Source organism: Pseudonocardia sp. Ae331_Ps2 (assembly GCF_001932405.1).
Lineage (GTDB): Bacteria > Actinomycetota > Actinomycetes > Mycobacteriales > Pseudonocardiaceae > Pseudonocardia.
Genome location: NZ_MCIM01000001.1, coordinates 2,900,705 through 2,924,873 on the forward strand (window position 1 = coordinate 2,900,705; position 24,169 = coordinate 2,924,873).

Here is a 24,169-nt window from a genome sequence, read left to right on the forward strand (position 1 = left end):
TGCGACACCCCGTGACGGGGTGGTGCTCCTGTGAGACGACGGACGGTGGACGCATGACCCAGGACAACCCGCCCGACGAGCCGACCCGCACCGGAGCGGGGACGTCCGGCGGGGACTCCGGGGACGGATCCGGCCGCGACGGCAGGGCCCCCGCCCCCGCGGGACCGGCGGGGCCCTCCGGCGACACCGACACCGAGCAGGACCGACCGCGGCCCTCCTCGTCCGGGGCCCCCGGTGACGGATCTGCGTCGGACGGGTCCGCCGACGGCCCGGCCACCGGCTCACCGGGCGCTGCCGGGGAGGGTGCCGACGCGGGCCCGGCCGGTGACATCGCCGCGGCCGGTCCGGGTGAGGAGTCCGCGACGGCACCTGCGGCCGCCGACGGCGGCGCGTCCACCGGCTCCGGCGCGACCGCCGCGTCGACGGCCGGCGCGACCGGTGTCTCCGGGACGGCCCCCGCGTCACCCGGCACCCCGGCTGACGAGGACGCCGGCCCCCAGCCCGACCACGGCCCCGACACCGAGGCCGTCTCCACCCAGGACCCGCCCACCGACCGCTGGGCCGTGCCCGCCAACCCGTGGGCCCGCCCCGGCTCCACCGCCGCCGACGCGCCCGCCGCGGGCTCCGGCGGTGCCGCGCCCGACGCGGACACCCGGGACAGCCCGACGGACACGACGCCGGTGCCGGCGGACGGCACCCGGGAGCTCCCGGCGCACCCGGACGCGACCGGCACACCCGCCCCCGGCGGGCCCACCCCGCCCCCGTGGGCGGTCGGCGCCCCACCCGCCCCGCCGCGTCCGCCCGGCCGCGGACGCCGGGGAGTCGTCCTGGTCGCGGCCGGGCTGCTCATCGCGCTGGTCGCGGGTGCCCTCGGCGGGCTGGTCGGCGCGCGCATCGCGGGCGGGTCCGGGGGTGCGGCACCGGCCGGATCGATCGAGGCCGTCGCCGAGAAGGTGCTGCCCGCCGTCGTCCAGATCAGGGTCGACGGCGGTGCGGGCAACGTCGGTGACCGCGGCGAGGGCTCCGGCATGATCGTCGGCAACGACGGCCTGATCCTCACCAACAACCACGTCGTCGCCCCGGCGGCGCAGGGCGGGACGCTGCGCGTGGTCCTGCAGGACGGCCGCTCCGCCATCGGGTCGATCGTCGGGCAGGACCCGCAGTCCGACATCGCGCTCGTGCGCACCGACCTGCCGGGCCTGAAGACGGTCGAGCTCGGCGACTCCGACCGCGTCCGGGTCGGTCAGCAGGTCACCGCGTTCGGGTCGCCGCTCGGGCTCGGCGGTTCGGTCACCACCGGCATCGTCTCGGCCGTCGACCGGGCCGTCGGCATCCCCGCCGAGTCCGGTGCGCCGGGGGCCAGCGACACGGTGCTGAACGCGATCCAGACCGACGCCGCCATCAACCCCGGCAACTCCGGGGGCCCGCTGGTGGACGCCGACGGCCGGGTCGTCGGCATCAACTCCGCGATCGCGACGGCCGGGCCGGGCGGTGGCTCGATCGGCGTCGGCTTCTCGATCCCGATCAACCAGGCCCGCCGCATCGCCGACCAGCTGCGTTCCGGAGGCAAGGCCACGCACGCCGTGCTCGGCGTGACCGTCGGCAACGACCCGCAGCTGCGCGGCGCGGTGATCCAGGAGGTCACCCCGGACGGCGCGGCCGCGAAGGCCGGGCTGCGGTTGCAGGAGATCGTCGCCCGGCTGGGTGACCAACGGGTCACCACCGGCACGGACCTGCAGGCCGCGGTGCGGTCGCAGCCGCCGGGCAGCGTCGTCCAGCTGGAGGTCCTCGACGCGGGCGGGGCGACCCGGACCGTCGAGGTGACGCTGGGCGAGCAGTGACGGCCCGCCCGGGTGGACGTCGTCCGACCGGACGGGGCCGTGCGGGTGGTGCGAACGGCAGGTCGTTGACGGGTGAAGAACCGTCGTGATGGGGTGGTTCGGCATTCGGTGGTGCCCCATCGAATGCGCCCGGAGTGTCGTGCCGGTGCCGGTCCCCCCTCCCGGCACCGGCACGGCCTCCCCCGGCGTGGCCCCGGGCCGGCGCTAGGGTGACGGCATGGAGATGTCGGGTCCGCAGATCGGCCGTGCTCTCGTGGTGATCGTCGACGACCGGGTCAGCGCGGGTGAGCGGTCCGACGGCACCGGTCCGCTGGTCACCGAGCTGCTGGAGGAGGCCAACTTCCTCGTCGACGGCGTGGTCTCGGCCCCCGGCGACGTGGTGGCCATCCGCAGCGCGCTGAACACCGCCGTGATCGGCGGCGTCGACCTGGTCGTGACCGTCGGCGGAACGGGCGTGTCCCCCCGCGACGTCACCCCGGACGCCACCACCGGTGTGCTCGACCGGCCGGTGCCGGGCATCGCCGAGGCCATCCGCGCCTCCGGTCTCGCCGCCGGAGCGGTCGACGCCGGAGTGTCCCGTGGCGTCGTCGGCGTCTCGGGCAGCACGCTGGTGGTCAACCTGGCCGCGTCCCGCGCGGCCGTCCGCGACGGCATGGCCACACTGACCCCGCTCGTCCCGCACGTCATCTCGGAGCTGTCCGGCCTCGACGACTGACCCGGTCACACGGCCGGTCCCACGACGGGAACGGGCCCCGGCGGATGCCGGGGCCCGTTCGTCGTGTGGTCAGCTCGCCGGGGGCACCGGCGGGACGCCGCCGTCGTCCTTGCGCTCCGGCGGGACCGGCGGCACGGCCGGCGGCTGCTGCGACGCGGCCGGGTTGCCCTGCGGCTTCAACGCGTCACCGCCGGGCGGGGCGGGCGGCACCGGCGGGACGGCGTCGCCGTGCGTGCCGGCGCCGGGAGCGGCCGGGTCGTGGTGCCCGAGCGCGCCCTCGACCTTGCCCTTCACCCCGTCGATCTGCTCCGAGTACTTGCCGCCCGTGGCCTGGTCGACCTTCTCCGCGGCCTTCCCGACGAGCGGGCCCGCCTTCTCCTTGGCCTTCTCCAGGTGCGGGCCCGCCTGCTCCAATGCCTTGTCCAGGTGCGGCTGCGCCTTCTCGATCGCGTTCTCGGCAGCCTCGCGTGCCTTGTCCAGGAACCCCATGAGCGGTCCACCTCTCCTGTCGCCGCCCGGGGACCCCGGGCGGATGCGTACGGCTGCCTCCATGGTGGCACCCGGACGCGTCGTCGTGGGGCCCCGCGAGCCCGGCACGGCACGGTGACGCGGGATCGGTGTCCACCCGCGCCGCCCGCGCACGGCACCATGGAGCCATGAGCGAGCCCGCGGACCGGATGCGCCGACGGATCGAGGAGATCTTCGGCGACGACCCCTCGACCACCGCCGACGAGCGGGCCGACTACGGCGCCGCCGACGAGCGCGACTCCGCGGACCCCGACCGCTGGTTCACCGAGAACCGCCCCCCGCACCACGGCGGCTGACCCGCCGGGCCCGGCGGGTCAGAGACCGAGCGCGGCCCGCACCGCCGGGACGGCGCGGCGCGACACCGGGATCCGTTCGGCACCGGCCCGGTCGGTGGCCACCGTCATGCCGTCCGGTCCGCGGTGCACGCTCCGGATCCGCGCGGCGTTCACCAGGTGTCCACGGTGCACCCGGAGGAACCCGGCGGGCTCCAGCTCGCGGGCCAACCGGTCGATCCCGCGGTGCGCCGCCCGCAGCACGCCGACGTCGGTGACCAGCCAGACGTCGTGGCCGTCGGCGCGGGCGTGCCGGACGTCGTCGCAGGCCAGCAGGTGCAGCCGCCCACCCCGCCCGACCGCGGCGACCCGGTCCGGCGTGTCCCCGGCGGGAGTGGGAGCCGGGACCGGCAGCACGTCGTCGGTGCCCGCCCCGGCGCCGTCGGCGACGGCGAGGAAGCCGACCGGACCCGCGTCACCGGGCACCGGGCGCAGCCGGAACACCAGCGGGTCAGCGCCGCCGGCGCCGCCGGCGCCGCCCGTGTCACCCGCGGCGCCGACGACGACCGTCCCCGACCAGGTGTCGCCCCCGCAGGCCCGGACCAGCGCAGGTGCGACGGCCCGGCCGAGCGCCCGGCCACCGTCGGAGCGGGGGAGCAGGCCCCGCCTGCGGGCCGCCGAGTTCGCCGCGACGACCCGGCCGCCGCCGTCGAGCGCGAGCAGCGGTCGCCGTTCGCGCCGGTCCAGGTCGACGAAGGCACCCGCCAGCACGGCGCTGGAGCGGGCCGCGGCGTCGCACAGCACACGGAGCGCGGGGCCGGTGGCGAGGAGCAGGTCGTCGGGGCGGACCGGCAGGCAGTGACCCCGGGTGGAGACGGTCAGCGCCGCCACCGCCGTGCCGAGCACCGGGTCGCACACCGCCGTCGACACACAGCTGTGGTCGTGCAGTGCCGAGCTCCAGTGCTCCGGCCCCCGCACGCAGACCGCCCGCGGGTGGGCGAGCGCCGTCCCGGCACCGTTGGTCCCGGCCCGCGCCTCGGCCCAGACGCTGCCCGGGGCCGGGGCGCACTCGCCCGAACCGCGTGCCGCCCACGAGGCCAGCACCCGGCCGTCGCCGTCGGTGACCGCGGCGACGCACCCGTCGTACCTGCCGGCGATCCCCGCCGCGACGGCGCCGAGCATCGTGAACACCGAGGCGTGCTCCCGGCGGTAGACCACGTCGTCCCGCACGGGGGCCTGCACCGGCGCCAGCGGGTCGAGCCGGTGGCGGTCCCGGCAGCGCAGCCAGGACAGCGCGATCGACAACGGCACGTCCGCGGGCACCTCGTCGCCCGCCGCGAAGCGCTCCCACGCGTCCCGGGTGCGGGTGAAGGCCGATGAGCCGTCCCGGTCGGGCATCAGCGCACCCCCGGAACGGTGCCGATGCCCTCCATGGATCGGGTGAAGGGGAGCGGGTCGCCGTCGGCGAAGACGTCGGGGTCGTAGCCGGGGTCGGCCATGACGCCCCAGGTGCGACGGCGCTGCATGGCCAGGTTGCCGGCGTCGTAGAGGGGGAAGACGGCGGCCTCGCGGTAGAAGCGCTCCATCGGGAACCGGCGGTCCAGGGCGTTCACCCCGACCACCCGCATGCAGTCGTTCACCACCTGGCTGACGAGCTCGGTGCAGAACGTCTTCGACATCCCGGCGAGCGCCTGGCCCTGCCCGTCGTGCCGGTCCAGGTAGTGCGCGGCCTTCCAGCACAGGTAGCGGGCCGCCTCGATCCGCGCCGCGACGTCGGCGAGCAGGTTCCCGACCGCCTGGTGCTCGATCACCGGCGCCGAGCCGCCGCCGGTGAAGGTCCGCGCCCACTTGAGCGTGAACTCGAAGGCGGCCCGAGCGACGCCGACCGCGGCGATCCCGGCGATCGGGCCCGACCAGGTGAAGGCCCGGTTGATGAGCAGGTCCCCGTCGCCGTGGGCGAAGACGTTCTCCTCGGGGACACGGACGCCGCGGAAGGTCATCGTCACGTTCTGGCAGGTGCGGTGGGCCATCTTGTCGATCACCTCGAACGACAGCCCCGGCGTGCCCCGCTCGACGACGACGGCGCTCAGCGCCGAGGTCCCGCCCGCGGTGCGGTCGGTCCGCACGATGCAGACGCTCAGGTCGGCGCCCCGCAGGTCCCAGCCGCCCGCGTTGCACGGCCAGTGCTTCTCCCCCTGCAGGACGTACTCGCCGCGGGCGCGGTCGTGGGTGGCGACGAGCTGGATGCCGGCCCGCCGGTCGGGGTGGTCGAAGTTCGCGGTCCCGCCCCGCTCGCTCACCGCCCACCCGGCCAGGAAGCGGCCGGTGGGGTCACCGGTGGCGCGCCGGATCCACCGGTCGCGCAGCTCCTCGGGGGCGGCCCAGAGCAGCGGCTTCAGGGCGAGGCCGTTGACCAGCAGGGTCGTCGCGAAGCCGGGGTCGACCGCGCACAGCTCCTCGACCGCGATCAGGAAGTCCACCTGGGACAGCCCGCCGCCGCCGAGCTCACGGGGCAGGAACAGCGTGGTCAGCCCCGCGGCGTAGGCGGCCTCGTAGGCGGGTCGGGTCGCCCGGAACGCCTCCTGCGGGTCGGGCAGCGACTCGGCCCGCTCGACGACCGGGCGCAGCACCTCCCGGGCGAACTCACGAGCCCGGCGCTTCAGGTCGCGTTGGGAACGGGAGAGCGTGAAGTCGACGGCCATCGGTCACCTCCTGCGGCTCCGGTCACCGGGGGGAGCCGGGTCCGTGGCCGCGGAAGCCGGTCCCGGTGAGCTCGAGGGCTCCGCGCAGCCCGATGTCGTTGTCCGCGATGTCATCGAGGGTCGCGGCGTCGAGCACCGCGAAGTAGGCGTCCAGCGCGTCGGAGAAGACGTTCCGGGCCCCGCACACCCCCGCGATCCGGCAGTAGCGCGCCGGCCCCAGGCACTCGACGACGGCGAAGTCGCTCTCCATCGCCCGCATCACCGCCCCGACCGTGATCGACGACGGCCGCGCGGCCAGTCGCACACCGCCGCCCCGCCCGCGGGAGGTCGCGACGAGCCCGGCGGCGGCGAGCCGCTGGACGACCTTCTCCAGGTGGTGGCGGGAGACGCGGTGGGCGTCGGCCATCTCGCCGACCGAGCCCCGCCCGCCCGGGGCGACCCGGAGGTACATGAGGACACGGAGGGCGTAGTCGGCGTGGCTGGTGTGTTTCACGGGCGCGTGTGCTCCTCGTCGCCGGGGATGAAAGCAGTATTCGATCTACCGGTTACCGCTGTGTTTCCCCAGGTGAAGCTCGTGTGGCGGCCCTCGGACCGGTGCCGTCGACGCCGCCGTGGCACTCCCGGGCGTTGCACGAGGGTGTCGCGACACCGCACGTGACCGGGGTGGCGCCGCTCGTGACACGGACCTTCCGTCGACGGTGCCGCGGGCCCGATGGTCGGCGGCCACCGAGCCAGTTCCGAACCGGTACGCCGGGTACCGGTTCCGGCTCGGTGCCGTCCCCGATCCCGATGCGAAGGGAAGCGCCATGCCTGTCGACTTCACCTTGTCCGACGAGCAGCGCAAGCTGCAGCACGACGTCCGTGCGTTCTCCGAGAACGTCCTTCAGCCGGTCGTCGCGGCGGCGGACGCCGAGCCCGACCCGCTCGAGGGCTTCCGGATGACCAAGGGCGCCTACGTCGAGGCGTACAAGGCGGGCATCGCCATGTGCATGCTGCCCGCCGAGTACGGCGGCGGAGGGGTCTCCTGCGTCGACCTGGTCATCGCCGCCGAGGAGATCTGCGCGGTCGACCCCGGCTTCGCCTGCACCGTGCTCTGCAACGGCCTCGGCCTCATGCCCATCGCCTGGTACGGCAGCGACGAGCAGAAGGAACGCATCCTGCGGGCCGCCACCTCCGACCCGACCGGCACCTACCTGGGCGGGTGGACCGCGAGCGAGCCGCCCGGCAACCCGGCCGGCACCGCGAACTTCGACATCCCGCTGCCGCGCCCGGCCGGCGTCGGACTCACCGCCGTCCGCGACGGCGACCACTTCGTCGTCAACGGGCGCAAGTACTGGCCGTCCTCGGCGGGGTGGGACGAAACCGGCGTGAACGCCGGGACCCTCATCGTCCGGACCGACTCCGAGGCGGGTGGCACCGAGGGACTGTCCGCGCTGATCCTGGAGGGCGGCACGCCGGGCGTCACCTTCCGCCACCTCGACAAGATCGGTCACCGGCTCGCGTCGAACGCCGAGATCGTGTTCACCGACGCCCGGATCCCGGTGGAGAACCTCCTCCCCGGCGCCGAGGGCAACGGCGACCTCGTGATCAACCGGAACTTCGCCTGGTCCGGGCCGGTGGCGGCGATCGCGGCGGTGGGCATGGCCCGCACCGCCTACGAGACTGCCCTGGACTTCGCCCGCAACAACACCGCGGGCGCCCTGAAGCCGATCATCGAGTTCCAGAACGTCGGCTACGTGCTCGGCGACGTCGCGTCGAAGATCGAGATGGCGCGCTACTTCTGCTGGCGGGCCGCCGACTACCTGGACAAGCACGACCAGCACGCCGAGCTGGTCGGCGCGATGAACAAGATCCAGGTGACCGAGATGATGATCGACTGCGTGTACAAGTGCATGCAGATCGTCGGCGTCAACAGCCTGGAGACCGCCAACGGCTTCGGCAAGCTGCTGCGCGAGGTCGCGGTGCTCCCGATCTACGACGGCGGCAACATGGGCATGCAGCGCCGCCGCGTCCACGGCATCCTCGCCGACCCGCTGTTCAACCCCCGGGCGATCATGGACGACGACATGGTCGTCTTCGGCAAGCAGCACGAGTCGATCGGCACGATCGCCGGCTGACCGACCGGGTGCCCGGCCGCGTGCCGGGCACCCGACGCCGGCGGCCCGCGGTGCCGCCGCGGTCATCGCAGGGTCACCGTGACCTCGCCGGTCAGCGTCGCCGCCGCCACCGCGGTCGCCTCCGCCTCGGGCAGCGCGACCAGCACCAGCGGCCCCGGGTCCGCCCGCGCTCCGGCCGCCCCTGCGGCGGGCGGCAGCACCGCCACCACCCCGGCCCGGGCGGCCAGCACACGCGCGCCGTCCGGGCCGCCCGCCACGACGTCCACCCGGGAGCCGGGGGACAACAGCGCGGCCACCGCCGGGTCGGCCGGGCGCAGCGGCACCGCCGAGGCGCCCGGCCCTCCGGTGACGACGGCGAGCGCGGACCCGACCAGCCGCAGCTCACCGATCGGCTCGCCCGCGGCCACCGGTCCGGCGAGCAGCCGCCCGGCCACGGCGGCGGGCGCGGTCAGCGCACCGGCGGGGGCGAGGGCGGGCGGCCAGGCGGCCACGACCACGTCGCCCGGGCCCAGCGCCGTGCCGGGGGCGAGGTCGCGCGCCGCGACCAGCACCGGGACCCGCTCGTCACCCGCGGCGGGGAGCAGCGCCACCACCACGGCCGCGACCGTGAGGGCAGCGGCCAGCACGCGGCGGGCCAGCAACGCCCGTGACCAGGAGGGCCGCCGCAGCAACCGCTCCCACGGGCGGTCCGCCCGCTGTGTCTCCTCCGCCATGACCGTCCCTCCGCCGTCGTGGTTCCGACGCTAGGGCGGGACGCGGCTCAGAACGGGCCGATCCACCGGCCTGTGGACAACTCGGCCGGTTGTGGACGGATCAGGAGGCGGCGGCCTTCGAGGACGAGGCGCTGGACGACGTCGAGGACGACGAGCCGGCCGAGTCCGAGGAGGACGAGGAGCCCGACGAACCCGACGAGGAGGAGTCCGAGGACGAGCTCGACGAGGAGCTGTCGGACTTCGTCGACTCGGAGGAGGACCCGCTGCTGACCGAACCCGAACGGGAGTCGGTGCGGTAGAAGCCGCTGCCCTTGAAGACGATGCCCACCGAGGAGAAGACCTTGCGCAGCTTCCCGCCGCAGTTCGGGCAGGTGCTGAGGGCATCGTCGGAGAACGACTGCACCGCCTCGAAGCGGTGGTCACACGCGGTGCATGCGTACTGGTAGGTCGGCACAACATCCTCCGGACGAACTGGGGCGGTGCCCGCCCATGGGCTGGCACTCGACGAGAGCGAGTGCCAGCATACTCCGCGGCGACGGGCGGGCCGACCCGTCCACACGGTCAGGGCGAGAGATGCACCACCCCGTCACCGGGCAGGACGACCGCTCCCACCGCCACGTCGTGGTCCTCGGCCGGGACCTCGTCGTGCAGCTCGCCGTCGTACAGCGGGACGACCAGCAGGGCGCCGGGCGCGGCGAGCACGAGCGTCCGGTCGTAGAAGCCGCCGCCGCGGCCCAGTCGTCGTCCGCGCCGGTCGACGGCCAGCGCGGGCACCACGACCAGGCCCGCCGTCGCGAGCGCGGCGGGTCCGAGCCGGGGACCGGTCGGTTCGACGACCCCGAGCGGCCCGGGCGCCAGGTCGTCCGGGCCCCGGTAGACGGTCCAGTCCAGCGGCCCCGGCTCGTCCGGCACCACCGGGGCGAGGACCTCGTGGCCGGCGGCGACCAGGGCGTCGGGCAGTGACGGCACCCCCGATCCCGCACCGCCGGGTTCGGTGCCGATCGGCAGGTAGCAGGCCACCGGGCCGGGCGTCGCGGCGGCGAGCGCGCACAGGTGCACCGACAGCGCGGCGGTCGCCGCCGCCCGGTCGGTGACCGGGCGCCCGCGACGCTCCGCCAGCAGCAGCCGCCGCAGTGCCCGCTTGGCCTCACCGGGTCGTCCACCCTGATCAGGCGACGATCCACCCCCGTCCCCCGCGCGAGCCGTCACGGCTCCAGGCTAGAGCTGTGGCTAGGCTCGCCGACCATGAGCGTGCAGACGTCCAGCGGCACCGGGGCCTTCCGCACCGCCGTCGTCCCGGCGGCGGGTCTGGGCACCCGGTTCCTGCCGACGACCAAGGCCGTGCCGAAGGAGCTGCTCCCCGTCGTCGACACGCCCGGGATCGAGCTCGTCGCCGCGGAGGCCGCCGAGGCCGGCGCACAGCGGCTGCTGGTCGTGACCTCTCCGGGCAAGGACTCGGTCGCGGCCTACTTCCGCACCGACGACGAGCTGGTCAAGACTCTGGAGGGCCGGGGCAAGGGCGAGCTGGCCGACAAGGTCCGCCGCGCCCCCGGCCTGCTCGAGGTCGAGTCGGTGTACCAGTACGAGCCGAAGGGCCTCGGCCACGCCGTCGCCCAGGCCGGCCCGGCGCTGGCCGACGACGAGCAGGCCGTCGCCGTCCTCCTGCCCGACGACCTGGTCCTCCCGACCGGGGTCCTCGCCCGGATGGCGCAGGTCCGCGAGGAGCACGGCGGCAGCGTGCTCTGCGCCTTCGACGTGCCGCGCGAGCAGATCTCGGCCTACGGCGTCTTCGAGGTCTCCGACACCGGCGCCGACGACGTCAAGCAGGTCCACGGGATGGTCGAGAAGCCAGCCCCGGACGAGGCGCCGTCGACCCTGGCCGCGGCCGGTCGCTACCTGCTCGACCGCGCGATCTTCGACGCACTGGACCGGATCACCCCCGGCGCGGGCGGTGAGCTGCAGCTGACCGACGCCGTCGCGCTGCTGATCTCCGAGGGGCACCCGGTGCACGTCGTCGTGCACCGCGGCGGGCGCCACGACCTGGGCAACCCCGCCGGGTACGCGCGGGCCTACGTCGACTTCATGCTGCAGCACCCGGAGTACGGCGAGGATCTGCGGACCTGGCTGAACGAGCGACTGAAGGACTGAGAGTGCGCACGGTCACCGATCACCTGTCCCGGATCCTGGACGTGGCGGTGCGCCCGGCCCCGGTGCGCGTCGCGATCACCGACGCGCAGGGGCTGCGCAGCGCCGAGGAGGTCGTCGCGGCGCGTCCGCTGCCGGTCTTCGACCAGGCGGCGATCGACGGCTACGCGGTGCGCAGCGTCGACGTCGCCGGGGCCAGCGACGCCTCCCCGGTCACCGTGCCGGTGGTGGGCGAGATCGCCGCCGGGTCGCGCCAGCCGCTGCGGCTGCAGCCCGGCCAGGCCGTCCGTGTCGCGGCGGGGGCGCCGCTGCCGACCCTCGCCGACGCCGTCGCCCCGCTGGGGTGGACCGATGGCGGTGCCGCGCGCCTCACGATCCGCCGCGGCGTGCCGTCGGCGGGCTTCGTGCGCCGGGTGGGGGAGGACGTCCAGTCCGGTGACGTCGCCGTCCGCGAGGGTGACGTCGTCGGCTCGGCCCAGGTCGCGATGCTCGCCGCCGCGGGCCGGGACAAGCTGCTCGTGCACCCGCGGCCGCGGGTCTCGGTCGTCTCGGTCGGCGACGAGCTGGTGGAGGTGAGCCGCTCGGCGGCGTCCGGGCAGGTCGCCGACGTCTGCTCGCACGCGGTGGTCGCCGCCGCCCGTGAGGCGGGCGCGGAGACCAACCGGCCCCGGACCGTCGGCGGCAGCGCCGCGGAGATCCGCGGTGCGGTCGAGGACCTGCTGCCGGCATCGGAGATCGTCGTGGTCTGCGGGGCGGGCGGCGGGACGACCGCGGCCGAGGCCAAGAGCGGGCTGGCCGACCTCGGCGGCATCGACGACACCCGCGTCGCGATGCACCCCGGTTCCGCGCAGGGCTACGGCCGGCTCGGCCCGGACGCGGTGCCGGTGTTCCTGTTCCCGTCGCACCCGGCGACGGCGCTGGTGCTGTTCGAGGTGTTCGTCCGGCCGCTGATCCGGCTGGCGCTGGGCCAGGAGCCGCTGCGGCGCACCTGGACCGCGCGGCTGACCTCGCCGATCGTCTCGCCGGCCGGGCGGCGGTCCTACATCCCGGCACGGCTGCTGCGGTCCGACGACGACGGCGAGCTGCTCGCCCAGCCGCTCGGCGCGTCGGGTACCCACCTGCTGGCCGTGCTGTCCGAGGTCAACGCCCTGGCGGTCATCGACGAGGACGTCACCGAGATGACCGTCGGTGAGCACGTCGAGCTCGTCCCCCGCGGGCGGAACTGAGCCGAGTGCCGCCGCCCGTCGTCCCCGAACCGCCTGGCGGCCACCCCGGCTGGCCCGCCGTGCTCGGGCCGCTGCGGGTGCGCGGGCACGAGGTGGGGCTGCGCCCGGTCCGGCTGCGCGACGGCGGTGACTGGGCCCGGATCCGGGTGCGGGACGAGCACTTCCTGCGCCCCTGGGAGCCGACGACCTACGGCGGGTGGGCCCGCCGCAACTCCGGTGTGGAGTGGCCCGGCCGGTGGTGGCTGCTGCGTGGGGCCGCCCGGCGCGGGTTGTCGCTGCCGTTCGCGATCACCGTCGACGGGGCGATGGCCGGGCACGTCATGGTCGGCAACGTCGTGCGGGAACCGCTGTTGTCGGGCTACGTCGGCTACTGGCTGGACTCGACGCTGGGCGGGCGCGGGATCACCACCGCGGCCGTCGCGCTCGTCCTGGACCACTGCTTCGGCCCGGTCCGGCTGCACCGCGTCGAGGCCACGGTCCGCCCGGAGAACGCGGCCAGCATCGCCGTGCTCGCCCGGCTCGGGCTGCGCCGCGAGGGACTGCTCCAGCGCTACCTCGACGTCGACGGCGCCTGGCGCGACCACTACGCCTACGCCGTGACCGCCGAGGAGGTCCCGCCGGGCGGTTTCGCGGCCCGGCTGGTGCGCCACGGCCGCGCGTCGCGGTCCTGACCCTGCGCAGCCCCCGCACCTCGTTCGATCACTCACCGGAGTCACACGTGTACCGCACGTCTCTGGTTTCGCACCGTCCGTCCGGGGGACCACGGCGCGTCGCGGCCCGGGTACGGGCACACGCCCGATTACGGTGATCGGTGGTGGCGCGGGTCGGGGCCGTTCCACCGGGTGGACTGCGCCGGTCGGGGAGGAGGCAGCCGTGCCCAGCTCTGTGATCTTCGTGGGTCTGGTCGTGCTCTGGCTGCTGATCCTCGTTCCGACCGTCGCCCGGCGCCAGCAGGAAGTGGCCCGGCTCAGCCCGGCGCTGCTGTCCGGGCGGGTGCTGGAACGTCCCGCGCGGCATCGACACCCGGAGGTTCTTGTGACACAGCGATCCGGTCCGACCACGGTCGGCGAGCTGGCGGAGGCGCGGGACGACGTCCCCGCTCCCCGTGGGCGCTCCGACGAGGCCGACCAGTACGCCTACGACGACGCCGAGGACGTCTACGACGACGCGGAGATCGACGACGACGGCCGGGTCCGCGGGCCCGGGGGCGCCGATCTCGACGACCGCGACCTCGACGACCTCGACGATCGCGATGACGATCTCGACCGCGCCGATCTCGACCACGACCTCGTGGACCACGACGACGCCGGCCTTGACGAGCGGGTCCGGTCGGACCGGGAGCGCGACCCCCGGTCCGACGAGGACCACGCACCCGCCGACCTCGTCGACGCCGACGACGAGCACGGGATCGACGCCGACGGGATCGGCGAGGTCGACGAGGACGGCTGGTCCCGCCCGCCGGCCCGCTACCGGCCCGGCCGCGGGGGCTTCGACCCGGAGGCCGCCGCCGCGGCCGCGCACGCCAAGTACGCGTTCCGCCAGCGCGTCGTCCTCGGTCTGCTCGTGCTGCTGCTCGCCGCCGGCGCGGCCGCGCTGCTGGTCTCGACGGTGTTCTGGTGGGTCACCGGCGCCGTCGGCGTCGGCCTGGTCGGCTACCTGACCTACCTGCGTCGCCAGGTCCGCATCGAGGAGGGCATCCGGGCCCGCCGTGCCGCACGCCTGGCCGGCACCCGGCAGTCCCCGGCCGCCGACGACCCCGAGCTCGACGAGTGGGCCCACCGCGGCCGTGAGGCCTCCACCGGACGGGCCGACGACGAGATCCGCGCGACCGCCGCCCCCGACACCGCGGGCGCCGACGAGGACGACGACTGGACCGCCGACGACGGCGAGCCCACCCGCGTCCGCGGCACCGGCGAGCCGCTGGGCGTGCTCCCGGCCCGCGGACGCACCGTCGAGGGCCCCGTCGGGACCGAGCACGAGTCGTCGCTCCCGCGCCTCGCCGCGGCCCCGCCGCCGCCCGTCCCGGCCGGGACGTCGCTGGTCGACGTGGACGCCGAGGAGGAGCCCGACGAGTTCGACGCGGGTACCCCCCACCGGCGTGCGGTGGGGGAGTAGGGGTCTGTTAGGGTTCTTCAGGTCGGCCCGCGAGGGCGGGCCTGATACACCTGGGGCTGTAGCGCAGTTGGTAGCGCGTCTCGTTCGCATCGAGAAGGTCAGGGGTTCGATTCCCCTCAGCTCCACCAAAGCTAGATTATGCGAACCCTGACCGTCGTCATCCCCGTCCGGATGGCGACGGTTTTCGTTTGCATCTGTTGCCTCTGACACCCAGGTGTCAGACGCCAGCAGCACCCGGAACGGCTCGGTCAGCTCGGCTTTCTCGACGGCACCGTCCTGTCCAATCCAGAGCTTTTCGAAGAAGCCTTGGTTGATCTGTTGCCGCACGAACGGCGGGGCGGCCTCGTAGTGCTGGTAGCAGCTACCGGCCACGATGAGCGCTTGCTCCAGGATCTTCTCGACGTCGGCCAGTTCGGCGTTCGCGAAGGCGACCTCCTGCTCGGTGGCAGAGATGGCTCGGGGGAGCCGGTTCATCTCGGCCTTGAGCATCTCGAGGGAGATGGCCTCGGCGTAGTGGGCCTGCATGAGCTTGGCGCGCACTTCGCCGAGGGCAGCCAGGCGGCGGTTGGCCTGGGCGGCGTGCCGCTGGGAGTCGGCCGACTGTCCGGCCATTTCGGCATGCGCGGCGGTGCGTAGCCGCTGGACCTCGTCGGCCGGGAGTTGGAGGCGGCGGTACAGGTTGGCGATGCCGTCCTCGATCTTGTCCAGCCGCACGATCTTGCTCGCGCAGTTGCGCGAGGCCGGCGCTTCTTGCCACAGCCGTAGTAGCGGTAGCACCCGTCTCGGCCGTTGCGTTGGGTGTAGACGAGCCGCTCGCCGCAGTGTCCGCAGTAGATGGTGCCGCGCAGGTAGTGCGGGTGCTTGCGCTCCTTCCCGCTGCGTAGAGGCTGGGTGTTCGCCAAGTCCGGCGTGGCGTTCGTGTAGGTGCTGGAGGACGAGGTGACACCAGACGCGGGCCAGGAGCGAGGCGCCGCGTAGATGGCCGTCGCCGGAACTGTCGGTGCCGTGCGGGAGGATATCGGGGTAGCCGCGGTCCAGCCCGAGAGGATCTTCGTCTGTGCAGGTCGATTACGTGTCATCGCAGCCCGAGCCGGAACAGGAATTCCTGTCATGTGGGCAGGGGAACACGTCGCGACGCATCTGCCTCGGGATGCCGTGATGCTGGAGCCCACGACGCTAGACGAGCGGCAAGAGCGTGTTGCCAAGTGCCTGGAAGAGCGGGGCTCCAGATTGGCAGGCATGTATCGGTCAGCGCTGCACTTGCTCCGGGGCAAGCCGGAAGTCGGCTTTGAAGTAGCACGGGTATCCATGATTTGCCATTGCATACGCGAACTAATGATCAACCTTCCAGTGCTGATCCTGGACAAGCTTGAGCCGCGACCAGATCCTTCCTCGGGTTCTCTAACTAGGAAGTTGCCGCGCTTGCTTGCGGAGCATCCGGATCTGGATCTGTCTGCGGATCAGGATATTCTCCCCGTCCCAAGGGCCGTCGCGCAGGCGTTTGACTCTCTGATCAAAACTGCGGCGAAAGAGGATGGGCGCAACACGCGAAATGCGGCCGCTCCGCTGGCCGGGGATGAAACCGCCAAGGTACCCGTGCTGAAGCAATGGAATGCTACCTATGGCTTCTTTGTTTCGTGGGCCCATCTCGACCGCGACTCCGAAAATCATCGAGATCTGCCAAGCGATGAGGACCTGCTTACCAAGATTCGCATTGTGGAGGACGTAATCGAGGTGCGGGCGGGTGTGTTCTTTGAGAATGTTCGTACTGTGCGAGATCTTCTTGATGATATTAACTATACCGGTGAGGAGCGCAGCTAAATGGAGAAATACCGAGAACCAACCGACGAGCAACTGAAGGAGGTGCTTCGGCGCATCCCCACCCTCCAGCTCAGACGTGCATTCTTCGAGGGCCTGAAAAATCCTCTATGGGTGAAGGCTCTCGCGAAGCAGGGCGCCTTCGCCAATCCCCCTGAGCCAAAAGTGCTTGACGACGGGAGTGTCCGGGACATCTACTGGCCAGAGATCGACTATCTTGTCCGCGTCTCCAATGAGGTGCCAGTTGATGTCGTCGACGTGCTGGTGAAGCTCACTAAGAGTAATAATGCTTGGGTGAAGCGGGCCGTGTTCGAGGTCGGATCTTCGATCCCGGCCGATCAGGCGGTGAGGCTGCGCCCTCTGATTAATTTCTGGGTGTCGACTGGCTTCGGCTGGAGAACCGACCCGAGACATCTGGTCGGCTTCGCCACGAATCTCCTGAGCGGCGGCCAACGCGAGGCGGGGATATGGTTTGCCAATCTGCTCTTTAAGCCTATGAAGACCAAGCGCCTCGACAAGACTGGCACAGCTTTGGAGGAATATTGGTACGCGCACGAGTTGCCCCGGCTCGTCGAGAAGCTCGGCGGTGGGGGCCTTGCTGTCGTACTGCCCTGGCTCGTGGTGTTCGAGCGTAGCAATGGACACTTTAGTAAGAAGTCGGATATATCCTACTTCGCGAGAGATTCCATACGGGTAAGTGACCGCGAGTACGAAGATGTCGAGCAAGCGCTTATCGATGCAGTTCGCGATTTGGCAATAACGGCAATGAAGCAGGACCCGCAGAAGTCGAGGTCGCTGCTTCTCGATACGAAGATGATTCTGGCTAGAAAGATTGCACTGTTCTCGCTAAGCGAGGCAATCGAGCAGGACGTTGACGAATCCGGCATGGCTCCCCTGTTGGATGTAGCGTACGAGCTTCTCCTAGACGAACCGTCCCTATCTGAAGGATGCCGAATCGACCACGCCGATCTTGCACGGGCATTCGCTAAGCGACGTCCCGACTCTCTTGAGAAGCTTGCCACTGCGCTCGACTTGGCTTGTGCGCGACTAGACGACGAACGTCTCCGTGAGTGGCTCGCACGCGAGACCGACGATCCGGCCGCCATCAACAAGAGCGTCTTGCAGTACCAAGACGCTTGGATGCACCGGTGGCTTGCGGCGATAGGCAGCGACGCATTACCTGCTGAGTTGCGTGACAGGCTAGCTGAGCTGGACGCTCGGCTTGGAGTAATTGAGTCGCCACGAGAGCCGTCGAGCACGATCACTTCTTGGACGGGGCCAAATAGTCCGATCACTCAGGACGAGATGTCGTTAATGAGTCCCAACGAGCTGGTGGCTCATCTGGAAAGCTGGCACGATACTGGCAATGGGTTTGGGCCTGAGCCGTCGCATGAGGGTCAAGGCCGGAGTGTCGCCGCGCTCTTGACTACGAGCCCAGATGCGATCGCTGGCGTTGAGGGTCTCGTAGATCGGCTACGCCCTACGTACCTGCGGAGCATTATGCAGGGCTGGGAAGCGGCAGTTAAAGCGGGTCTGACGCTGAATTGGGAGCAAGTGCTCTTGACGGCGCGCCAGATTCTTGCACACAGTGATGAGTCTGGATTTCCGGCCGAAGGGGGAAGATTTGATGAGGATCTGGACTTTCGGCCAGCGAAGGAAGCCGTTGTGGGGCTTCTTGAGGAGCTCGCAAAGAAGCGAGATGAAGGCAGCAACGTACTGGTACCGGTAAGTATTCTGAATCAGGTTGCTGAGCTTCTTCTTGGGGCCGCCAACGATAAGACGGAATTCTCGCGGTATGTCGTCGGCGCTAAAGACAGCAGCATGGATGCGCTGACCCTATCGCTCAACTGGCGCTGGCCAGTCTGGCTGCGTGGTCTCACTCATCTAATAGCGCATGGGTCTGAGACGGGCTGGTTCGAGGCAGCTCGTTCCGCGTTTGAGGACGAGCTCGCCAGAGATGACCCGTACGGGGCATCCCGCGCCGTGCTGGGTGAGGGGTTGGCCCGACTCTTCATTGCTGACCAGGAGTGGGTCGAGTTGCGGCGCGGGGATTGGTTTGGCGCTGAGGAAGACTCAAGCAGGAATCAGCAATTTGCACTCAGCGTTGCAGTAGCGACTCATCGGTACCACAAGCAGTTGCTCGAATTGCTTGGTCCTGCCATGATCGGAGCAATCAGGTCGACTGAGGCAGTCGCAGTGGGATGGCGAACGGAAACCGATCCGCTTCAGGAAATTGGGGGCTGGCTCGTCGAAGCAGTCATTCGTGGCGAACAGACTCTTGACGATCCAGTAGTGACGGTCTTCTTCTCCGAGGCGCCAGTTGACGTGCGGGGTGGAGCGATGGGACATGTAGCCTGGCGTTTCATGCGTGCAGACGAGGTTTCGTCGGGAATTCGTGACAAATTCGCCACCTTGTGGGACAACAGGCTTGAACATGTGCGGGAGCATCCTGCCGACAAGGAGGAGCTGAGCGGCTTCTACTGGGTGGTCAAGAGCGGGAAGTTTGAAACTGGCTGGTGGCTGCCAAGACTCAAGGAAGTGGCGTCGCTCGATCCTACGCTTGGTAGGCAGCGATACATGATCAGCGAGGAGCTGGGGTCCTCGGCGTCCCTAGATCCCCATGCGGCTTTCGATGTGCTTCGCTTGCTGCTCGCTGTCCAGGACGAGGATGGTCTCACGAGCTATGGTCTTATGCGTGACGCGGTTCCGCAGATATTGGCTGCTGCTATCACATCTGGTGACGCGAACTTGAAAGCGGACGCGGAGCGGTACATGAACCAGCTTGGTGAGCAAGGAAACCTACAGCTCGAATCGGAAGTCTGGGCGTTGACATCGTGAGTACGGATGAGTCCGCCGGGTCTCCGTCTGATCGAAGGCTAAAGGTCTATGGCGTCAACGACTACGGTGCGTATTGTCAGGTGGAAGACCCTGTCGAGCTTCCTGAAGGTTTCGGACGTACTGAAGTAATGTCGTCGTGACTGACGTAATTGAGCTCTACAATGCCCAGTAGTTTATCAAGCACGGCCTCTTCCCTGCGTCGTTCACGGAGCGACGTGCAGCACTCCACGCCGCAGTCCCTCAGGTGCGCCAAGTCGTGGCGAAGTTCTTGAACAGCATTGATGATGCCAGCCTTGAGAGCTCGATCATCTGCCGTACGACTACCATTCGGATCTGATCGCTGGCTCCCGTCGCTCAAGGCGTACAGCTCGTGGAACGCCGACGGGAGCTCGCGGTGAATCGCGTGTTCCACCGCGGCCACTCGGTCGTGCGGGGCAGGCGGGTTCGGGGCGTGCATGTCATCGCTTGCGGCCCACGCGCTCAGGACGCTGGAAATGCGGAGTGACACGACGAGACCCTAGCTGGTCGTGACCGGACCCCGTCCTGATCGGATGACGACATCGGTGATGCCGACCCGGCCGCCGCGCACCAGGACACGGTGGCGCTCACGAGTCGGGACGGTCTCCCGGTCGGCAACCCGCGAATCGCGTCCTGTCCGTGGCGGCTCGCCCGGTGGTCATCGTCCGGCCGTCGCGGCGCGTTCGCGGTTGGCGCGGATCTCGTCGTGGTGGTCGGCAGCCCAGCCGATCAGCGACGTGACGATCTCGTGGAGGCCGTGCCCCAGCGGGGCGAGGGCGTACTCGACGCGCGGGGGGACCTCGGCGTAGGCGGTGCGGGTGATCAGGCCGTCCTGGTGGAGCTGGCGCAGGGTGAGGGTGAGCATGCGCTGGGAGATGCCGGGGACCTGTCGTTGCAGGTCGGTGTAGCGCAGTGGTCCTGACTGCAGGACCGCGATGATCAGCAGGCTCCACTTGTCGCCGACGCGGTCGAGGGTCTGGCGGATGAAGTCCATGTGTTCGGCAGGAATGGCCGCACACGGCCCGATCGCCGCCGCTCCTGCCGCCGTCTCTCGTTCCGCGGTCGTCTCCATGACGCACATTCCTCTCCGGCACGCACACCGATGTGCCTTTTGTATCGCCTCCCATGCTGGTCCATCATGGCGTTACGCACAAGTCGTAAGTAATGGAGGCGCGTGATGAAGGTGGAGATCTGGTCCGATGTGACCTGCCCGTGGTGCGGGCTGGGGAACCACCGGGTGGCCAGGGCCATCGAGCGGTTCGAACACGCGGACGAGGTGGACCTGGTCCATCACTCGTTCCCGCTCGGCGGCAGCTTCCCGGAGGGGCGCACCTTCTCCGTCCGTGAGGCCCTGCTCCGCCAGCACGGTATCGGCGGCGACCGGGCCGAGGCCTCGACCCGGCGGATCGAGAAGCTCGCCGAGAGCGAGGGCCTGACCCCCTACCGGGTGTTGGACAACGAGGTCGGCAACACCGATCTGGCGCACGAGTTCCTCGCCCACGCCAGCGCCCAGGGCCGCAACCGCGAGGCCTGGGACCTGATCTTCGGGACCTACTTCGGCAGGGCCGAGCCGGTCTTCTCCCTGGAGGACCTGCTGGGTCTGTCCGACGAGCTCGGCCTGGACCGCGAGCAGACCCGCCAGGCCCTGACCGACCGCCGCTACCGCCGGCAGGTCCGCGACGACGCGGCCCGCGCCCAGCGCCTGGGGGCGACCGGTGCGCCGTTCATCGTCGTCGACGGCCGTTACGGCGTGCCCGGCGCCCAGGACAGCGACAGCCTCCTCGAGCTGCTGCGCACGGCCTGGGACGACAGCCACCCCCTGACCCTCGCCACCGCCGGCGGCGATGCCCCGGTCTGCGGGCCGGACGGCTGCGCCGTCCCCGAGCGCGCCTGATCCACCCCTGAACTCCACCCCTGCACTCCTCGAAAGGCACTGCGATCACCATGAGCACCCTGCTGGTCCTCGGCGGCAGCGGCCGCACCGGCGCCCACGTGCTGGAGCACGCGGCCCGGCGCGGCCACCTCGTCCGCGCGCTGGTCCGCAACCCCGACGCGGTGCGGGCGCCGGCCGGCGTCGAGCTGGTCCAGGGCACCCCCGCGAACATCGACGACATCCGCCGGGCCGCGAAAGGCACCGAGGCGGTGATCAGCGTGCTGAACAACGCCCGCGCGTCCGACAACCCGTGGGCCAAGCCGGTCAGCCCGCCGACGTTCATGACCGACGCCGCCCGCGACACCCTCACCGTCATGGGCGAGCAGGGCATCCGCCGCATCGTGCTGACCTCCACCCAGGGCGCGGGCGACGACTGGGCCCGGCTCAACCCGCTGGTCAAGGCGTTCATCACGCTGTCGAACGTCAAGGTGGGCTTCGACGACCACACCGGCGTCGACCAGGTCGTGCGCGCCTCGTCCGACGTCGACTGGACCCTGGCTCGCGCCGTCGCCCTGACCGACAAGCCCGCCTCCGGTCCCGTGCGAGCGGCCGAGGCCGGCACCGAGAAGCCCGGCACGACGATCAACCGCGCCGACCTCGCCCGGTTCCTCGTCCAGACCGTCGAGGACGACGCCTGGATCCGCCAGGCGCCCCTGGTCTGGAACGCACGCCGCTGACCCACTCCGTGATCCACATCCGCCTCATGCGCAACAGCGCTCCGAGCTCGGATGCGCCGTCCGTCGATCGCGACGCCGGACCGGAGTGACCTGACAGCAACCGGCACCCCACCTCCCGAGGACCGCGAGGACACCAGCATGACCAGCACGCTCAGCGGCAAGACCGCCCTCGTCACCGGATCCAGTCGCGGCATCGGCCGGGCCATCGCCCTCGGCCTCGGCCGGGAGGGGGCCCTGGTTCTCCGCGATCGGCTTCAACGCCGTCCTGCTGGTCCTCGCCGTGCTGGTGGCCTGGAGCCGCTTCGGCCCGTACGGCCTCTGAAGCCGCCCGTCACGAGAAAGAGAGTTCCCTGGATGAATGCCGGACGGGTCAACGCCGATCGATCCTCGAAGAAGGCTCGGTTCATCAAGCTCGGGCCGGGCGAGGCCCTGGAGACCCGCGTCGACATCGCACCGCTCTACCTGCTCAAGGCGGGCGCGGCTCACACCGACGGCCAGTACTCGGTCCTCGAGGTGTCGGTGGGTCACGAACTCCCGCTCCACATCCATGAGACCGCCGACGAACTCTTCTTCCTGTTGGACGGCACCCTCCGGGTGACCTTCGACGACGAGCGGCACGAGGTCGGCCCGGGCAGCTTCATGTTCCTGCCGGCCGGGGTTCCCCATGCGATCAAGCCGGTGGGGGAGACCGTGCCGCGTGTTCTGCAGATCTCGGTTCCCGGAGGTTTCGAGCACTTCATCGAAGACATGGTCGAGCTCCAGGCCAAGGGTGACGCGATGGAAATCGATTCCGAGGAGTTCCGGGAGTTCGCGCGCAAGCACGACTGGACCCTGATCGGGTCGACCGGAAGCGCCGATCCCGACCCCGACCGACCGCAGGCCTCGTAGCCGCGGACGACGACCCACCGCCAGAAGGCCGGGCCCGACGGGGTCCGGCCGTACGGCGTCGCGGGCTACGGTCGCCGCATGGTCGCCCCGTCCGCACCCACCGTCCGTGCCGCCGTGCCGGCCGACGCTCCCGGCATCGCCGACGTGTGCACCCGGGCCTACCGGGCCACCTACCGGGACCTGCTGCCGGAGTCGTTCGTCGACGACGTCGTCGCCCGCTTCTACGACGAGGCGCGGGTCCGCGCCGAGACGGTCCCGGCCCCGCCGCACTGGCTGGGCTACGTGGTCGCCGAGGAGACCGGCTCCGTGGTCGGCGCGGCAGGCGGAGCGGTCACGGGCGAGTGGGTCGGCGAGCTCTACGTCCTCTACCTCGACCCGGACCGCCGGGGCGAGGGGATCGGCACCCGGCTGCTCGACCACGTCACCGGGCAGCTGCGCGGCCACGGCGCGACCGAGATGTGGGTGAGCGTCGCCGAGGGCAACGACCTGGGCATCCCGTTCTACCGGGCCCGTGGCTTCGTCGAGCACGACCGCGTCCCGATGCACACCTCCGACGTGGCCGACGGGCTGTGGTCGCTGCGCATGCGCAGGGACATCACCCGCCCGGACTATTGATGAGCCTAACCTCACCTGATGGGGTACGACGGCGCCGGCGAGGGACGCCGCCGTGGAGGTGGCGCAATGGTGCGGGCACGGGCACGACTGGGCGGACTGATCGCGACGGTGCTGGTCGCCGTCGTCCTGGCGGGGTGCGGTGGACCCGCCGCACCCGCCGCGGCACCCACCGGGGCGACGATCGAGCACCGCTACGGCACCACGACGGTTCCGGCGCAGGCCGAGCGCGTCGCCACGGTCGGCTGGAACGACCAGGACTTCGTGCTGGGGCTCGGGGTCGTCCCCGTCATGACCCGCTCGTGGTTCGACGCCTACTGGAGCTTCCCGTGGGTGCGGGCCGTGACGAAGGGGGCCGAGGTCCCGCGGTCCGGTGAGGACGGCATCGACCTGGAGGCCGTCGCCGCGAGCCGGCCGGACGTCATCATCGCGATCTACGAGGACATCGACGAGGACATGTACCGGAAGCTGTCCGCGATCGCGCCGACCGTCGTGCAGTCCTCCGCGTACCCGCCGGAGAAGACCCCGTGGGACGTGCAGCTGCTCACCACGGGCAAGGCCATCGGCCGGGAGGACCTCGCCGAGCGGCGTGCGGCCGGAATTCGTGACCGGATCGCCGCGGTCCGCGCGGCCCACCCGTCGTTCGCCGGGAAGGTGCTCGTCGAGGACTTCGGGCCGGAGAACGGCGGGCACTACCTGATCCCGGCCGGCGACCCGCGGCGCGCGCTGTTCGACGCGCTCGGCTTCGCGACGCAGGAGCACTCCGGGGACGTCAGCGAGGAGCGGCTGGACCTGCTCGACCGCGACGTGCTGTTCGTCAACGGCGCGACCGAGCAGCAGATGACGGCGTCGGTGCCGTTCGCCCGACTCGACGTCGTCCGTGAGGGCCGCACGCTCTACACGACGTTCTCCGACCCGCTGGGCGGCGCGTTGTCCTACGGCGGCCCGGACGCGTTGCTGTACGCGATCGACCAGCTGGAGCCGCAGCTCGCCGCCGCGACGACCCGCTGA

Annotated in this window: 24 protein-coding genes and 1 tRNA gene; 17 read left to right on the forward strand and 8 right to left on the reverse strand. The window is 71.3% G+C overall.

Annotated features, from left to right (window positions below; genetic code table 11):
- The first annotated feature begins 53 nt into the window (after positions 1–53).
- Together Ae331Ps2_RS33260 and Ae331Ps2_RS13950 are read left to right on the forward strand one after the other, a co-directional pair.
- Positions 54–1,841, forward strand: a complete 1,788-nt coding sequence (locus Ae331Ps2_RS33260; RefSeq protein ID WP_075308434.1) for a trypsin-like peptidase domain-containing protein — start codon at positions 54–56, stop codon at positions 1,839–1,841.
- 223 nt (positions 1,842–2,064) lie between these two features.
- On the forward strand, positions 2,065–2,556 hold the full coding sequence (locus tag Ae331Ps2_RS13950) for a molybdenum cofactor biosynthesis protein B (protein WP_369804864.1): 492 nt from the start codon (positions 2,065–2,067) through the stop codon (positions 2,554–2,556).
- Between the two features lie 69 nt (positions 2,557–2,625).
- On the opposite strand, the gene Ae331Ps2_RS13955 is transcribed toward Ae331Ps2_RS13950, so the two are convergent.
- Complete coding sequence (locus Ae331Ps2_RS13955; RefSeq protein WP_075308432.1) at positions 2,626–3,045, reverse strand: antitoxin; 420 nt, start codon at positions 3,043–3,045, stop codon at positions 2,626–2,628.
- A gap of 167 nt (positions 3,046–3,212) precedes the next feature.
- Here Ae331Ps2_RS13955 and Ae331Ps2_RS32035 point away from each other — a divergent pair, with 167 nt between their 5' ends.
- The gene (locus Ae331Ps2_RS32035) at positions 3,213–3,380 is read left to right on the forward strand and encodes a hypothetical protein (protein WP_020625817.1); all 168 of its coding nucleotides are present in this window, start codon (positions 3,213–3,215) and stop codon (positions 3,378–3,380) included.
- Positions 3,381–3,398: 18 nt separating this feature from the next.
- Here Ae331Ps2_RS32035 and Ae331Ps2_RS13960 read toward each other — a convergent pair whose 3' ends face one another.
- Genes Ae331Ps2_RS13960 through Ae331Ps2_RS13970 form a run of 3 tightly spaced genes read right to left on the reverse strand, consistent with a single transcriptional unit; the run spans position 3,399 to position 6,551 of the window.
- Complete coding sequence (locus tag Ae331Ps2_RS13960; RefSeq protein WP_075308430.1) at positions 3,399–4,754, reverse strand: DNA-binding protein; 1,356 nt, start codon at positions 4,752–4,754, stop codon at positions 3,399–3,401.
- Entirely contained in the window at positions 4,754–6,058 is a 1,305-nt protein-coding gene (locus tag Ae331Ps2_RS13965; protein WP_075308428.1) for an acyl-CoA dehydrogenase family protein, read from the reverse strand. The genes Ae331Ps2_RS13960 and Ae331Ps2_RS13965 overlap by 1 nt, the downstream gene beginning before the upstream one ends.
- A 22-nt stretch (positions 6,059–6,080) precedes the next feature.
- Positions 6,081–6,551, reverse strand: coding sequence for an Rrf2 family transcriptional regulator (locus Ae331Ps2_RS13970; protein ID WP_075308425.1), 471 nt, complete (start codon positions 6,549–6,551; stop codon positions 6,081–6,083).
- Positions 6,552–6,864: 313 nt separating this feature from the next.
- On the opposite strand from Ae331Ps2_RS13970, the gene Ae331Ps2_RS13975 reads away from it, so the two are divergent.
- A complete protein-coding gene (locus Ae331Ps2_RS13975; RefSeq protein ID WP_020627356.1) occupies positions 6,865–8,175 on the forward strand; it encodes an acyl-CoA dehydrogenase family protein in 1,311 nt (436 codons plus the stop codon).
- Between the two features lie 62 nt (positions 8,176–8,237).
- Here the strand turns inward: Ae331Ps2_RS13975 and Ae331Ps2_RS13980 are convergent, their stop codons facing one another.
- The 3 genes from Ae331Ps2_RS13980 to Ae331Ps2_RS13990 form a co-directional block, all read right to left on the reverse strand.
- On the reverse strand, positions 8,238–8,888 hold the full coding sequence (locus tag Ae331Ps2_RS13980; RefSeq protein ID WP_075308423.1) for an SAF domain-containing protein: 651 nt from the start codon (positions 8,886–8,888) through the stop codon (positions 8,238–8,240).
- A gap of 100 nt (positions 8,889–8,988) precedes the next feature.
- The gene (locus Ae331Ps2_RS13985) at positions 8,989–9,342 is read right to left on the reverse strand and encodes an FmdB family zinc ribbon protein (protein WP_075308421.1); all 354 of its coding nucleotides are present in this window, start codon (positions 9,340–9,342) and stop codon (positions 8,989–8,991) included.
- Between the two features lie 107 nt (positions 9,343–9,449).
- Positions 9,450–10,097, reverse strand: coding sequence for a 5-formyltetrahydrofolate cyclo-ligase (locus Ae331Ps2_RS13990; RefSeq protein WP_083695547.1), 648 nt, complete (start codon positions 10,095–10,097; stop codon positions 9,450–9,452).
- A 36-nt stretch (positions 10,098–10,133) separates the two neighbouring features.
- On the opposite strand from Ae331Ps2_RS13990, the gene Ae331Ps2_RS13995 reads away from it, so the two are divergent.
- The 8 genes from Ae331Ps2_RS13995 to Ae331Ps2_RS31240 all read left to right on the forward strand — a co-directional run bounded on the left by Ae331Ps2_RS13995 (position 10,134) and on the right by Ae331Ps2_RS31240 (position 19,030).
- Complete coding sequence (locus Ae331Ps2_RS13995; RefSeq protein ID WP_020627027.1) at positions 10,134–11,036, forward strand: UTP--glucose-1-phosphate uridylyltransferase; 903 nt, start codon at positions 10,134–10,136, stop codon at positions 11,034–11,036.
- Positions 11,037–11,038: 2 nt separating this feature from the next.
- The gene (glp, locus tag Ae331Ps2_RS14000) at positions 11,039–12,259 is read left to right on the forward strand and encodes a gephyrin-like molybdotransferase Glp (RefSeq protein ID WP_082375558.1); all 1,221 of its coding nucleotides are present in this window, start codon (positions 11,039–11,041) and stop codon (positions 12,257–12,259) included.
- A 5-nt stretch (positions 12,260–12,264) separates the two neighbouring features.
- Complete coding sequence (locus Ae331Ps2_RS14005; RefSeq protein ID WP_075308419.1) at positions 12,265–12,930, forward strand: GNAT family N-acetyltransferase; 666 nt, start codon at positions 12,265–12,267, stop codon at positions 12,928–12,930.
- Between the two features lie 202 nt (positions 12,931–13,132).
- On the forward strand, positions 13,133–14,374 hold the full coding sequence (gene glpR, locus Ae331Ps2_RS34255; protein WP_139318825.1) for a gephyrin-like molybdotransferase receptor GlpR: 1,242 nt from the start codon (positions 13,133–13,135) through the stop codon (positions 14,372–14,374).
- A gap of 52 nt (positions 14,375–14,426) precedes the next feature.
- A tRNA-Ala gene (locus Ae331Ps2_RS14015) sits at positions 14,427–14,502 on the forward strand.
- 253 nt (positions 14,503–14,755) lie between these two features.
- A complete protein-coding gene (locus Ae331Ps2_RS14020; protein ID WP_075550149.1) occupies positions 14,756–15,010 on the forward strand; it encodes a hypothetical protein in 255 nt (84 codons plus the stop codon).
- 342 nt (positions 15,011–15,352) lie between these two features.
- Positions 15,353–16,195 (forward strand): hypothetical protein, encoded by an 843-nt coding sequence (locus tag Ae331Ps2_RS31235; RefSeq protein ID WP_139318824.1) that lies wholly within the window; start codon positions 15,353–15,355, stop codon positions 16,193–16,195.
- Positions 16,196–19,030 carry a hypothetical protein gene (locus Ae331Ps2_RS31240; protein WP_139318823.1) on the forward strand — a complete coding sequence of 945 codons (2,835 nt, stop codon included), beginning with the start codon at positions 16,196–16,198 and terminating at the stop codon, positions 19,028–19,030.
- A 676-nt stretch (positions 19,031–19,706) separates the two neighbouring features.
- Here the strand turns inward: Ae331Ps2_RS31240 and Ae331Ps2_RS14030 are convergent.
- Positions 19,707–20,120: a helix-turn-helix domain-containing protein gene (locus Ae331Ps2_RS14030; RefSeq protein WP_337819612.1), complete on the reverse strand. Its 414-nt coding sequence runs from the start codon at positions 20,118–20,120 to the stop codon at positions 19,707–19,709.
- A gap of 105 nt (positions 20,121–20,225) precedes the next feature.
- Between Ae331Ps2_RS14030 and Ae331Ps2_RS14035 the strand changes: the two genes are divergently transcribed.
- From Ae331Ps2_RS14035 to Ae331Ps2_RS14055, 5 genes are all read left to right on the forward strand, one after another.
- Positions 20,226–20,942: a DsbA family protein gene (locus tag Ae331Ps2_RS14035; RefSeq protein WP_075308409.1), complete on the forward strand. Its 717-nt coding sequence runs from the start codon at positions 20,226–20,228 to the stop codon at positions 20,940–20,942.
- Positions 20,943–20,992: 50 nt separating this feature from the next.
- Positions 20,993–21,658: an NAD(P)-dependent oxidoreductase gene (locus Ae331Ps2_RS14040; RefSeq protein ID WP_075308407.1), complete on the forward strand. Its 666-nt coding sequence runs from the start codon at positions 20,993–20,995 to the stop codon at positions 21,656–21,658.
- A gap of 138 nt (positions 21,659–21,796) precedes the next feature.
- The gene (locus tag Ae331Ps2_RS32040) at positions 21,797–22,546 is read left to right on the forward strand and encodes a cupin domain-containing protein (protein ID WP_170917033.1); all 750 of its coding nucleotides are present in this window, start codon (positions 21,797–21,799) and stop codon (positions 22,544–22,546) included.
- 78 nt (positions 22,547–22,624) lie between these two features.
- Positions 22,625–23,161 carry a GNAT family N-acetyltransferase gene (locus Ae331Ps2_RS14050; RefSeq protein ID WP_075308404.1) on the forward strand — a complete coding sequence of 179 codons (537 nt, stop codon included), beginning with the start codon at positions 22,625–22,627 and terminating at the stop codon, positions 23,159–23,161.
- A 66-nt stretch (positions 23,162–23,227) separates the two neighbouring features.
- Positions 23,228–24,169, forward strand: a complete 942-nt coding sequence (locus tag Ae331Ps2_RS14055) for an ABC transporter substrate-binding protein (RefSeq protein ID WP_075308403.1) — start codon at positions 23,228–23,230, stop codon at positions 24,167–24,169.